Raw genomic sequence first — 13,036 nt, 5'->3', positions numbered from 1 at the left:
CCGCGCATCCCTGACGGACGCGCCGGCAGCGACGAGGGGAACAACGACGTAGCGTGTGGAGAAGACAGAGGCATGACGGGGAGGTGACCGCGGGCGATGCCGGCCATTCTACCCCAGAGTCGTGGCCGAGCCGAAATGGCGAGGCTCCCTGTCTGCCATATGGCCTCCTCCCGGCCCTCCCCTCGCGGGGCCGGAAGGAGAACGGGTCGAGCGAGGGCCGATGGGGATCAGGTCTCGGGGACGGGAGCGTCGCGCAGTTCGTGATAGAGCTCGGGATAGGCCTCTTCCAGGCGCGCGACATGATCCTGGGCGCCCTCGGGCAGGGCGTCTTCCAGGGCCTTGAAGTCCTGGTCGCTGAAGTTCTCGCGAATCAGCGGGAAGAGCTTTTCCCGCTCTTCGCGGAGGTAGGCGCGGTGGCTCTCCAGGTAGGACTTGAGATCCTCGGCGAACTTGTCCATCGGCACGACCGAATCCATGAGGATCATGTCGAGGTCATTGGAGAGACGCGCGAGCCGCGACTTCAGCGAGCGATAGTCCTTGGCGAGCTGATCGGTGACCTCGGCGCTCGACGGATCCAGTTCCTTGAGCCGCTCGCTGCAGACCTTCTCGAGGGGCCGGGTGAAACCTTCCTGGTAGTCGAGGATGTAGTCCACGACCTCTCTGACCAGCTGGAAGTTGGGGCGCTCCCCCTGGGCCAGGGTCTTCTGCTTGAGCTGCAGAACGTGCAACATGCGCGCCATGTTGGCATGATCCTGACGCAACTGGTTCAGCTTGGGCATGGCGGTGATCTCCTCCATGGCGATATGGACACGAGCGGTGGATCAGAAGACGTAGGGGGCAGAGGCGTATCAACATTGGATTCGCCACGGCGTGTCGGGTTCACCGGGCGAATGAGGCGCTCCAGCAGAGCAGACTGCCTCAGGCTAGCCCCCCAGGGCGAATCTTGCCTGTCATCCAAGGTCGTATTGCCTGCGACGACACATCCACTCTAGCAGCCACGCGCCAAGGAGTCAGACATGGATCTCTTCCAGCGCCACGCCGCCGATGACGCGGCCCCCCTGGCCTTTCGCATGCGCCCGCGGCGCCTCGAGGACTACGTGGGCCAGCAGGCGCTGGTCGGCCCCGGCAAGCCGCTGGCGCGCATGGCCGAGAGCGGAGTGGTGCGCTCGATGATCCTCTGGGGGCCTCCCGGCACCGGCAAGACCACCCTGGCCGAGATTCTCGCCGAGGTCTCCGGCGCCCATCTGGAGCACCTCTCGGCGGTGATGGCGGGGGTCAAGGAGATCCGCGCCGCGGTCGATCGCGCCCGCGACTACCAGGCCAGGGAGCGCCCCACGCTGCTGTTTCTCGATGAGATCCACCGCCTCAACAAGAGCCAGCAGGACGCCCTGCTCCCCCATGTGGAGTCGGGACTGCTGACGCTGATCGGCGCCACCACCGAGAACCCCTCCTTCGAGGTCAACTCGGCGCTGCTCTCCCGAGCCCGGGTCCACGTGCTCAAGTCGCTCACCGAGGGCGAGCTCGTGGAGGTCATGCAGCGGGCGTTGAAGGACGAGACCCGCGGCCTGGGCGCCCGACGGATTCGGGTGGACGACGAGGTGCTGGGACTGCTGGCCCGCGCCGCCGCCGGCGATGCCCGCCGGGCGCTGGGCCTGCTGGAGACCGCCTGCGACTTCACGCTGGCCGAGGGGGACGGCGAACGCCTGCCCCGGGAGGCGCTGGAGGACGTGATCGGCCACACCGCCAGCGCCTTCGACAAGCAGGGCGACCACTACTACGACCTGCTCTCGGCGATCCACAAGTCGATCCGCTCCTCGCGCCCCGACGCCGCCCTGCTCTACATGGCGCGCTTCATGCAGGGCGGCGGCGACCCCCTGGACGTGATCCGCCGCCTCACCGCCATCGCCTCGGAGGACGTGGGCAATGCCGACCCGCGCGCCCTGCCGCTCACCATGGCGGCCTGGGATGCCTATCTGCGCCTGGGCGATCACGAGGGCCAGCGCGCCATCGCCCATGCCGCCATCCACCTGGCGGTGGCCCCGAAGAGCAATGCCATCGACCGCGCCTGGAAGCAGGCCAAGGAGTTCGCGGCCTCGCAGCCGCGGCTCGAGGTGCCTACCTACCTGCGCAATGCCCCGACCAGGCTGATGGCGTCGCTGGGCCACGGCGAGGGCTATCGCTACGCGCACAGCGAGCCCGACGGCTATCCGGCCGGCAGCGCCCACGACTGCTGGCCCGACGAGGTGCCCCGCCGCTCGCTCTATGAGCCCACTGCCCACGGCCAGGAGAAGCGCTACGCCCAGATCATGGCCTGGCGGGCACAGCGGGACGCCGAAGCGGACGGCGACGCGTAACGCAGACGCTCAAGTATCGCCCAAGCAAGGGCCCCCGCCGGGATGCGTTCCGGCGGGGGCCTCGCTGCTGCGTTGGCGTCGGCGCGTCACTGCGTATCGCGGATCACGTCGGTGCCGTCGGGGATGGCGAAGTCGAAGCGACCGGGTTCCAGCCGCTCGTTCATGCGCACGTTATCGAACCCGATGGCGGTGCGCTGCCCGGTGCTGTCGGTCATCTGCAGCATGGCCAGTGCCTCGCCGCGGAAGGTCATCTTCAGCTCCTCGAACAGGGTGTCGGGATCCTTCGGTACCAGGATGAAGGTCTCGCTGGCGCCCTGCTGCTGGCGGGTGACCTCGTAGCTGTCGGTCAGCTCATCGGCGCTGCCGGAGAGCAGCAGGGCCGGGGTATGGGTCACACGCTGGTCGAGGGGCTGCACCGTGGCCTGCTCGAGGTCGGGGTCGTAGAGGATGACCTCCTCGCCGCCGGAGACCACCAGCTGCTCGTAGGGCGCCTCCACTTCCCAGCGGAACTTGCCGGGACGCGACAGCCACATGCGTCCGCGCGCCTCCTGCAGGCGCTGGCCGCTGCCGTCGAGGATCTGCTGTTCGAAATCGGCCGCGTAGGTCTCAAGCGGCTCGAGGATCGCCGCCAGGCGATCGGCGCCTTCGCTGGCCAGCGCCGACATCGGCACGGCAAGCGACATGGTCAGCGCGGCGAGGGTCTTCTTGATGCTCATCGTCTCTGTCTCCCTGGACGGGTCCATCCTGACATCCTGCCATTCGGACCGGGGAGGCCCCGGCGGGTTGCATCCCCGCCGGGGCTTCCATCATTGGTGCATGATTGCGGCGCGTCAGTCACTCACCGGGGGCGGCGCCAGCACCTCGCGGGCGCCGTTGGTGCCCATGGTGGAGACCACGCCGGCCATCTCCATCGACTCGACCAGCCGCGCGGCGCGGTTGTAGCCGATCTTGAAGCGACGCTGGACCGCCGAGATGGAGGCACGCCGGCTCTCGGTGACGAAGGCCACCGCCTCGTCGTAGAGCGCGTCCTGCTCGGCGTCGCCGTCGCCACCGCCGCCTCCCTCGGCCTCGAGCCCGGCCAGGGCCTCGGCGGAGACGCCGCCGGAGAGGATCTCGTCGATGTACTCCGGCTCGCCGCGGCGCTTCCAGTCCTCGACCACCCGATGGACCTCGTCGTCGTCGACGAAGGCGCCGTGTACGCGGGTCGGCATGCCGGAGCCCGCGGGCAGGTAGAGCATGTCGCCGTGTCCCAGCAGGTTCTCGGCGCCGCCCTGATCGAGGATGGTGCGCGAATCGACCCGCGAGGAGACCTGGAAGGCCATGCGGGTGGGGATGTTGGCCTTGATCAGGCCGGTCACCACGTCCACCGACGGCCGCTGGGTGGCGAGAATCAGGTGGATACCGGCGGCCCGGGCCTTCTGGGCCAGGCGCGCGATCAGCTCCTCGACCTTCTTGCCGACGATCATGAACATGTCGGCGAACTCGTCAATCACCACCACGATGTAGGGCAGCTTCTCGAGCACCGGCGGCGCCTGATGCATCTCCCAGGGCTGGGGCTCCCACAGCGGGTCGGCGACCTGGGCTCCGGCCCGCTCGGCCTCGTCGAGCTTGGCGTTGAAGCCGGCGATGTTACGCACGCCCATGGCGGCCATCAGCTTGTAGCGACGCTCCATTTCGGCGACGCACCAGCGCAGGGCGTTGGCCGCCTCCTTCATGTCGGTGACCACCGGCGCCAGCAGGTGCGGGATGCCGTCGTAGACCGACAGCTCCAGCATCTTGGGATCGACCATGATCATGCGCACCTCGTCGGGCGTCGCCTTGAGCAGCATGGAGATCAGCATGGCGTTGACGCCCACCGACTTGCCCGAGCCGGTGGTACCGGCCACCAGCAGGTGGGGCATCTTGCCGAGGTTGGCCACCACCGGGCCGCCACCGATGTCCTGGCCCAGGGCCAGGGTCAGCGCCGAGGCCTCGTGCTGGTAGCGGTCGGAATCGATCACCTCGCGCAGGCGGATCATCGCCCGGTGGGGATTGGGAATCTCGATGCCCACGGTGGGGCGGCCCGGGATCACCTCGACCACCCGCACGCTCTTGACCATCAGCGAGCGCGCCAGGTCCTTGGCCAGGTTGCTGATCTTGGAGACTTTCACGCCGGCGGCGGGCTTGATCTCGAAGCGCGTGATCACCGGCCCCGGCCAGGTATCGACCACCTCGGCCCGGACCCCGTACTCGCGCAGCCGCGTCTCGAGCAGCTCGGCCATCTCGGCCAGCTGCTGCTCGGAGTAGTTGCGCTGCTGGGGCTCCGGCGGCGTCAGCAGGCGCAGACTCGGCAGCTCGCCGTCGGGTTCCGGCAGATCGTCGAACATCGGCCGCTGGTTCTGCAGGTGCTCCACGGTCCACAGCGCCGGGCCCTCGGGCTCGTCGGCGGCCTGGCGCGCCTGTTCGGCGCTCGCCACCCGGGGCTCGTCAGGGGCGGCCGGCGCGAGGTCGCCCACGACCGGCTCATCTTCCTCCTCGGCGGGCTCGGGGGGCGCCACGGCGGGATCCCGCCGCAGCGGCGTCTCGGCCGGGGCCTCCTGCGCCTCCTCCTCGTGGTCCGCTCGAGAGGCGTCGCGAGTCGTCTCGGGAGCTTCACGAACCGGCTCGGGAGTGTCATGAACCGACGGAGAGGCGAGGTACGGCTCCGCGGCCGGCTCGTCGAACTCGTCGCCGTCGCCCTGCCAGTCGGCGAGCCGCGGCTCGTGCCGCCGGGACTCGCGAGCAGGCGAGTGCGGCGAGGCGCCCGAGGAGGCACGCGCCACGGGCGGCGCATCGAGATCGTCGGCGACCTGCCGGGTGTCGCCGCGTGATTCGCCGACGGCATCGTCCCGGGCATCGCCGGGCGCCTCGCGCGGGGCGTCCAGGCGATCGTCGTCGCGCTGCGCCCGCAGGGCAGGCCCCTGCCAGGCCGGCATCACCTCGTCGTCATCGGGCAGCACCGGCTCAGGGATCGTCTCCGGCCGACGCGCGCTTGGCACCTCGGCAGCCTGGCCTCGCGCATCGTGACGCTCATCCTGCTCGCGAGGCGCGGCAGCGAGCTCGTCGCGCGGCCCGCGCGGCCCGCGAGGGCGCTCGGTCGCCTCGACCTCGGCGGGGGCCCGCGAGACCGGCGTCTCGCGGCGTGGCGCCTCGGGAGGAGTGACGTCGACCCGCGGCTCCTGCGCCATGCGCGCCGTGTAGGCGGCCTCGGGGCGCTTGGCCGACGGCGTGCGCGCGGGCACCTCCCAGGGAATATCGGTCTCGCCGTCGTCGCCGAAGCCGGGGGCGCGACGCGTGTCCTGGCCGGTGGCCAGGACCGGCGCCTCATCGCGACGCCGACCTCCGACCAGCCGCCGCCACCAGGGCGGCCGCTCCTCGTCCCCGTACTCGTCCTCATCGGAGGCCGCAGGCGTCGTCTCGGCGGCCGTCGTCTCGCGGGCCTGCTGGTCGAGGTCGCGTTGCTCGGCGCGTCGCTCCCGCGACAGTCCGAACCGGTCGACCACCCAGCGCCATCCCATCAGGCTGCGCCGGCCCAGCTCGTCCATCACCGTCAACCAGGAGAGCCCGGTGAACAGGGGGAAGCCGCAGAGCATCGCCGCCACCGAGAGCAGCCCGGTGCCGCCCGACCCCACCAGCGGCAGCAGCGCACCGACCAGCCCCTCCCCGAGGATCCCGCCCGTCGAGTAGGGCAAGGGGCCATCCGGGCGATAGAAGTGCAGCGCGCCCAGGGTGGTGGTGCCCAGCAACAGCAGCACCAGACCCCCACAGCGCACCGCCAGGGCGGTGGGATCCCACTCGAAACGTACCTGCCGCGAACGGATCAGCCACCAGGCGGCGAACCCCAGCATGCCGGGCCACCACAGGGCGCTCACGCCAAACAGCGAATAGAGCACATCGGCGAGCCAGGCGCCGATGGCCCCCATCCAGTTGGTGACCTCGGTCTCCGGGCCACTGCTCGACCAGCCCGGATCGTCCCCACGAAAGCTGTAGAGCGCCAGCAGCAGGAACACGCAGGCGGCCAGCAGCAGGATCACCACACCCTCGCGGGTCGCGCCCTGCAGCCGCAAGCCAAAGCGCTTGGCCGTCTCCCTGGCATTCGCCGCCGTCGCCCGACGCGACGAGGTCCTCTTTTTGTCACTCAAGCGGCCACCTCCCTTGCGCCCACATGGCGTGTTGCGGTTGTCATGGAGATCAATCATACCGAGCAAGCGCTCACCATCACAGGGGCCCGCGCGCCTTGAGCCCTGCCCCCCGGCCCGGCAGACTGGGCGAGCCGCCAACGAGGAAGAGGCCCCATGCTGCACTGGCTCCCCGCCCATGCCGTCCATTTCCCCCCCGTCGAGTCCGCGCTGCGCGACCCCGACGGCCTGCTGGCCGCGGGCGGCGCCCTGACGCCGGCCTGGCTGCTGGCCGCCTATCGCCACGGCATCTTTCCCTGGTTCGGCGACGACCAGCCGATCCTCTGGTGGAGCCCGGACCCCCGCATGGTACTGGTGCCCGGCGAGATCCGCGTCAGGCGAAGCCTGGCCAAGCGGCTGCGCAACGCCGGCTTCACCATCACCGCCAACCGCGCCTTCGAGGCGGTGATGACGGCCTGCGCAGCCCCGCGCGACGACCAGCCGGGCACCTGGATCACCGATGAGATGCGCACGGCCTACGGGCAACTTCACACGCTGGGGGCGGCCCACTCGGTGGAGGTGTGGCGCGACGATGCCCTGGTCGGCGGCCTCTACGGCATCGCGCTGGGACCGGTGTTCTTCGGCGAATCGATGTTCTCCCGAGTACCGGATGCCTCCAAGGTCGCCCTGGTGCAGCTGGCCCGCGTGATGGCCGCCGGCGACGGTCGGCTGATCGACTGCCAGATGCACACCGGCCACCTGGCAAGCCTGGGCGCCCGGGACATCGCCCGCCGCGAGTTCATCGACTATCTTGATCAGTGGTTGGGTGAACCCGCGCATGGCCGCCGGGAAGCCGCCACGAACGTGCCGGCACCCACCTGGTCCTTCGATATGATCGGCACCGCAGGATGACCGGGCCGGGACTCCCGGGAGCATGACGCAGAGGAGATGGCAGCCTTGAGCAGTAACGCCCCCCGACAGCCGGTCAGGGACCTGCGCTTCTTCCTGACCGTGCCCCACGCCTGCAGCTACCTGGCGGGCCGTGAGGCGACCACGCTGTTTCTCGACCCCCAGGAGGCGCCGGGCCAGGGCGTCTACGATGCCCTGGCGCTGCTCGGCTTTCGTCGTAGCGGCCGCCACCTCTACCGTCCGCACTGCGATGCCTGCAACGCCTGCATCTCGGTGCGCATCCCGGTAGAGGCGTTCTCGCCGAACCGGACCCAGCGCAAGCTGATGAACCGCAATGCCGACCTCAGCCTGCACGTGCGCCCCGCCCTCTTCGATGCCGAGCACTATGCCCTCTATGCGCACTACGTCAGGACCCGCCACGCCGATGGCGACATGTACCCGCCGAGCCACGAGCAGTACCGCACCTTCCTGACCCTCGACCAGCCCTACGCCCGGCTGCTGGAGTTTCGACTCGACGGTCGGCTGGTGGCCGTCTCGGCCTTCGATCAGCTCGAGCATGGCCTCTCGGCCATCTACACCTTCTTCGATCCCGCCCCCGAGCTGGAGCGCCGCTCCCTGGGCACCCTGGCCGTGCTGTGGCTGGTCCGGCGCGCCCTCGATCAGGGGCTCCCGCACGTCTATCTCGGCTACTGGATCCGCGAATGTCGCAAGATGACCTACAAGCAGGCCTTTCAGCCGCTGGAGATGCTCGACGGTCGCCACTGGCGACGCCTGATCACCACCCGATAGGCGCAGGCGAGCCAGGGTTCCTTTGCCATGACGGGCGGCATGCGGCACAATATCGCGCTATCCTGTCGGCACGGGTGGTCCAGCCGTGACATCGCGCCGCCTGTTTTTTGTCATCATCAGCGAGGAACCGCCTATATGGCACGTGAAGACCATATCGAAATGGAAGGCGTCGTCGTCGATACCCTTCCCAACACCATGTTCCGCGTCGAGCTCGAGAACGGCCACGTGGTGACCGCCCATATCTCTGGCAAGATGCGCAAGCACTACATCCGCATCCTCACCGGCGACAAGGTCAAGGTCGAGCTGACCCCCTACGACCTGTCCAAGGGCCGCATCGTCTACCGCGCCCGCTGAGCGCCGAACGGGCCGCCAGGGCCCGGACGCCGCTCGCTCGTGTCGGCCGCCTTCGCGTCCGCCACCTCCTTCTGCATCACGCCCGAACGAACAACGCCCCGTCCGAAGACAGGGCGCTGTGCTGGATTAGCCGACCGAACTCCCGTCAGGGCGCGTCGGCCAGCTCCGACTCCGTGGCCAGGTGCAGCTCGCCGTCTTCCACGCTGACGTGCACCACGCCGCCGTGCTCGGCGAGCTCCCCGAACAGGATCAGCTCGGCCAACGGCTTCTTGAGCTTCTCCTGAATCAGGCGAGCCATCGGGCGTGCCCCCATGTCGGGATCGTAGCCCTTCTCGGCCAGCCACTCCCGTGCCGCATCGTCCACGTCCAGCTGGACCCGCTTCTCGTCGAGCTGCGCCTGCAGCTCCACCAGGAACTTGTCCACCACGTTGCGCACCACCGAGGTGGGCAGGGCGTGGAACTGGATGATGCCGTCCAGGCGGTTGCGGAACTCCGGCGAGAAGGTCTTGCGGATCACTTCCATGGCATCGGTGGAGTGGTCCTGGCTCTGGAAGCCGATGGAGCGCCGCGTGGCCTGCTCGACCCCGGCATTGGAGGTCATGATCAGGATCACGTGGCGGAAATCCGCCTCGCGGCCGTTGTTGTCGGTCAGGCGACCGTGATCCATCACCTGCAGCAGCAGGTTGAAGACCTCGGGATGCGCCTTCTCGATCTCGTCGAGCAGCAGCACGCAGTGCGGCTGCTTGGTGATCGCCTCGGTGAGCAGACCGCCCTGGTCATAGCCGACATAGCCGGGAGGGGCGCCGATCAGCCGTGACACGGTGTGGCGCTCCATGTACTCGGACATGTCGAAGCGCACCAGCTCGATGCCCATGATGTGCGAGAGCTGACGGGCCACCTCGGTCTTGCCGACCCCGGTCGGACCGGCGAAAAGGAAGCTGCCCACCGGCTTGTCCGGTGACTTGAGGCCGGCCCGGGAGAGCTTGATCGCCGCGGCGAGGCTGTCGATGGCCTCGTCCTGGCCGAACACCAGCATCTTGAGGTCACGATCGATGTTGGCCAGCAGCTTGCGATCGGAACTCGAGACGCTCTTCGGCGGAATCCGCGCGATGGAGGCCACCACCGCCTCGACCTGATCCACGTCGATGGTGTCGACGCGCACTTCCGGCGGCAGCAGCCGCTGATGGGCCCCCGCCTCGTCGATCACGTCGATGGCCTTGTCGGGCAGGTGCCGGTCATTGATGTAGCGATCCGACAGCCGAGCCGCGCTCTCCAGGGCCGCGTCGGTGTATTTCAGCTGGTGATGCTCCTCGAAGCGCGAGCGCAGCCCCTTGAGGATCCGCGTGGTGTCCTCCACCGAGGGCGCCATCACGTCGACCTTCTGGAAGCGCCGCGCCAGGGCCCGGTCCTTTTCGAAGATGCCGCGATACTCCTGGAAGGTGGTGGAGCCGATGCAGCGCAGCTCGCCCGAGGAGAGCAACGGCTTGAGCAGGTTGGAGGCATCCATCACCCCGCCGGAGGCGGCGCCCGCGCCGATCACCGTATGGATCTCGTCGATGAACAGGATGGCGTTGGGCTGCTTGCGCAGCTCGGCCAGCAGGTTCTTCAGGCGCTTCTCGAAGTCGCCGCGGTACTTGGTGCCGGCCAGCAGCGCGCCCATGTCCAGCGAATAGACCACGGCGTCGCTGATCACCTCGGGCACGTCCTCCTCGACGACCCGCTTGGCCAGCCCCTCGGCGATGGCGGTCTTGCCGACCCCGGCCTCGCCGACCAGCAGCGGGTTGTTCTTGCGACGCCGCGCCAGGATCTGCACCACGCGCTCGAGTTCATGGTCGCGACCGATCAACGGATCGATCTTGCCCATCCGCGCCTGCTCGTTGAGGTTGGTGGCGTAGCTGGTCAAGGGATTGGAGGCCGTCTCGGCGCCGCCGTCCTCGGCCTCCTCCGCCTCGGGTGAGGGCGAGGCCTGGCTCTGGCCGTGACCGGCCACCTTGGAGATGCCGTGGGCGATGTAGTTGACGGCATCGACCCGGGCCACGTTCTGCTGCTTGAGGAAGTAGACCGCCTGACTCTCCTGCTCGGAGAAGATCGCCACCAGCACGTTGGCGCCGGTGACTTCGCTCTTGCCGGACGATTGAACATGGAAGACCGCGCGCTGCAGCACGCGCTGGAACCCCAGGGTCGGCTGCGTCTCCCGGTCGGACTGATCCTCGGGAATCAGCGGCGTGGTGGAATTGATGAAATCCTGCAGGTCGGACCGCAGCTTGTCGAGGTTGGCCCCGCAGGCGCGCAGCACATCCGCCGCCGAGGCATTGTCGAGCAGCGCCAGCAGCAGGTGCTCCACGGTCATGAACTCGTGGCGCTTGGAGCGAGCCACGGTGAAAGCCGTGTTCAGGGTCAGTTCAAGTTCTTTACTCAGCATGGCAGTCCCCTTCTCGCCGCTCAGGGCTTCGCGTCGGATCGTTCATGGTCCGGCATCATCAACATTCGGGTACAAACGGCACCGTTGCAAGTCTCCCGTCAACGCTTGACCGTCGTACGCCCTCCTCGACCATGCCGCTCAGTCCGCCGCCTCGATGTCGCACAGCAGCGGATGCTGACACTCTCTTGCATATTGATTGACCTGATGGCTTTTGGTTTCCGCGATGTCGTGAGTGAAGACGCCACAGGTCGCCTTGCCGCGGGTGTGAACGGTCAGCATGACCTGCACCGCCGTCTCGCTGTCCATATGGAAGAAGGTCTGCAGCACCTCGACCACGAACTCCATGGGCGTGAAGTCGTCGTTGTGCAGCACCACCTTGTACATCGAGGGGCGGGCGACCTCGGGGTCGGCATGCTGCACCGCCAGGTCGCCATCCTCCTCCTCGGGGCTGCCAGGGCCTTGTGGGCCAGGCGTCTCCGGTCCCGGCGGTCGCGTCATGCCGGCCATCGGGAAGGCCAGCCACGCTCGCCCTGATATCTCATCGTCTCTACTGAACATAAGAGCCACTATCCATCTCGACAAGCCGCACGCGGCGATCATCTCAACCGTGATTGGACGCCGCCGCGCGGGCAGGGTTCATCACCATCGTTCGTTATTGGAACAGCCGAATGCAAAGGGCCCCCGCCCGCCTGGCGGCGGACGGGGGCCCCGGGTTCGGCATCGCGACTTACATGTTGTCGGCGACGGCCTGACCGAACTCGGAGCACTTGAGCAGCTTGGCATCGTCCATCAGGCGATGGAAGTCATAGGTGACCTCACCCTTGGAGATGGCCTTTTCCATGCCCTTGAGCACGAGATCGGCGGCCTCGGTCCAGCCCATGTGGCGCAGCATCATCTCGGCGGAGAGGATCAGCGAGCCCGGGTTGACCTTGTCCTGACCGGCGTACTTCGGCGCGGTGCCGTGGGTGGCCTCGAACATGGCGGTGGTGTCGGAGATGTTGGCGCCCGGCGCGATGCCGATGCCCCCCACCTCGGCCGCCAGGGCGTCGGAGAGATAGTCGCCGTTCAGGTTCAGGGTGGCGATGACGTCATACTCGGCAGGACGCAGCAGGATCTGCTGCAGCATCGCATCGGCGATGACGTCCTTGATGACGATCTCCTTGCCGGTCTTGGGGTTCTTCATGGTCATCCAGGGGCCGCCGTCGAGCAGCTCGGCACCGAACTCCTCCTTGGCGAGTTCGTAGCCCCAGTCCTTGAAGGACCCCTCGGTGAATTTCATGATGTTGCCCTTGTGCACCAGGGTCAGCGACTCGCGGTCGTTGTCGATGGTGTACTGCAGGGCCTGGCGCACCAGGCGCTTGGTGCCCTCGACGGAGACCGGCTTGACGCCGATGCCGCAGTTCTCCGGGAAGCGGATGTTCTGGACACCCATCTCCTCGCGCAGGAACTTGATGACCTTGTCGGCCTCCGGGGTGCCGGCCTTCCACTCGATGCCGGCGTAGATGTCCTCGGAGTTCTCGCGGAAGATGACCATGTCGACGTCGGCCGGCTTCTTGACCGGGCTCGGCACGCCCTCGAACCAGCGCACCGGGCGCTGGCAGACGTAGAGGTCGAGCTTCTGACGCAGGGCAACGTTCAGGGAGCGAATGCCGCCCCCCACCGGGGTGGTCAGCGGGCCCTTGATGGAGACCACGTAGTCCTTGACCGCCTCCAGGGTCTCCTCCGGCATCCAGGTGTCGGCATCGTAGACGTGAGTGGCCTTCTCGCCGGCGTAGACTTCCATCCAGTGGATCTGGCGCTCGCCGTCATAGGCCTTCTGCACGGCGGCATCGATGGCGATCATCATCGCCGGGGTCACGTCGATGCCGATGCCGTCACCCTCGATGTACGGGATGATCGGATTGTTCGGCACGTTCAGGGTGTTGTCGGCGTTGGCGGTGATCTTCTGGCCACTCTCAGGAACGACGATCTTATTGAACCCCATGGCGAACTCCCCTTTTTTGGACTGTTCAATGGAGCCCGGAGTGTAGCACTCCGCTCCACGGGGAGTAAGCTTCGCGGGACATTTGTCG

General features: G+C 67.9%; 10 protein-coding genes. 4 read left to right on the top strand and 6 right to left on the bottom strand.

What is annotated here, in order from left to right:
• Positions 1–227: 227 nt before the first annotated feature.
• Positions 228–779 (bottom strand): hemerythrin domain-containing protein, encoded by a 552-nt coding sequence (locus tag ACGTNG_RS04435; protein ID WP_394575723.1) that lies wholly within the window; start codon positions 777–779, stop codon positions 228–230.
• Between the two features lie 237 nt (positions 780–1,016).
• Between ACGTNG_RS04435 and ACGTNG_RS04430 the strand changes: the two genes are divergently transcribed.
• Positions 1,017–2,354 carry a replication-associated recombination protein A gene (locus ACGTNG_RS04430; RefSeq protein WP_394575722.1) on the top strand — a complete coding sequence of 446 codons (1,338 nt, stop codon included), beginning with the start codon at positions 1,017–1,019 and terminating at the stop codon, positions 2,352–2,354.
• Between the two features lie 86 nt (positions 2,355–2,440).
• Here the strand turns inward: ACGTNG_RS04430 and lolA are convergent, their stop codons facing one another.
• Complete coding sequence (gene lolA / locus ACGTNG_RS04425) at positions 2,441–3,070, bottom strand: outer membrane lipoprotein periplasmic chaperone LolA (protein WP_394575721.1); 630 nt, start codon at positions 3,068–3,070, stop codon at positions 2,441–2,443.
• A gap of 114 nt (positions 3,071–3,184) precedes the next feature.
• Positions 3,185–6,514 carry a DNA translocase FtsK gene (locus ACGTNG_RS04420; RefSeq protein WP_444875019.1) on the bottom strand — a complete coding sequence of 1,110 codons (3,330 nt, stop codon included), beginning with the start codon at positions 6,512–6,514 and terminating at the stop codon, positions 3,185–3,187.
• 153 nt (positions 6,515–6,667) lie between these two features.
• Between ACGTNG_RS04420 and aat the strand changes: the two genes are divergently transcribed.
• The 3 genes from aat (at position 6,668) to infA (ending at position 8,542) form a co-directional block, all read left to right on the top strand.
• A complete protein-coding gene (gene aat, locus ACGTNG_RS04415) occupies positions 6,668–7,402 on the top strand; it encodes a leucyl/phenylalanyl-tRNA--protein transferase (protein ID WP_394575720.1) in 735 nt (244 codons plus the stop codon).
• 45 nt (positions 7,403–7,447) lie between these two features.
• Positions 7,448–8,188 carry an arginyltransferase gene (locus tag ACGTNG_RS04410; RefSeq protein ID WP_394575719.1) on the top strand — a complete coding sequence of 247 codons (741 nt, stop codon included), beginning with the start codon at positions 7,448–7,450 and terminating at the stop codon, positions 8,186–8,188.
• A 135-nt stretch (positions 8,189–8,323) separates the two neighbouring features.
• Positions 8,324–8,542, top strand: coding sequence for a translation initiation factor IF-1 (gene infA / locus ACGTNG_RS04405; RefSeq protein ID WP_040185975.1), 219 nt, complete (start codon positions 8,324–8,326; stop codon positions 8,540–8,542).
• 145 nt (positions 8,543–8,687) lie between these two features.
• Here the strand turns inward: infA and clpA are convergent, their stop codons facing one another.
• The 3 genes from clpA to icd form a co-directional block, all read right to left on the bottom strand.
• Complete coding sequence (gene clpA, locus ACGTNG_RS04400; protein ID WP_394575718.1) at positions 8,688–10,964, bottom strand: ATP-dependent Clp protease ATP-binding subunit ClpA; 2,277 nt, start codon at positions 10,962–10,964, stop codon at positions 8,688–8,690.
• Between the two features lie 138 nt (positions 10,965–11,102).
• A complete protein-coding gene (gene clpS, locus ACGTNG_RS04395) occupies positions 11,103–11,462 on the bottom strand; it encodes an ATP-dependent Clp protease adapter ClpS (RefSeq protein ID WP_394575716.1) in 360 nt (119 codons plus the stop codon).
• Positions 11,463–11,691: 229 nt separating this feature from the next.
• Positions 11,692–12,948 (bottom strand): NADP-dependent isocitrate dehydrogenase, encoded by a 1,257-nt coding sequence (gene icd, locus ACGTNG_RS04390; protein WP_394575715.1) that lies wholly within the window; start codon positions 12,946–12,948, stop codon positions 11,692–11,694.
• Positions 12,949–13,036: the final 88 nt, after the last annotated feature.

This window comes from Halomonas sp. B23F22_3, from assembly GCF_043496965.1.
Lineage (GTDB): Bacteria > Pseudomonadota > Gammaproteobacteria > Pseudomonadales > Halomonadaceae > Halomonas.
This window is presented reverse-complemented; position numbering and strand designations above follow the sequence as displayed.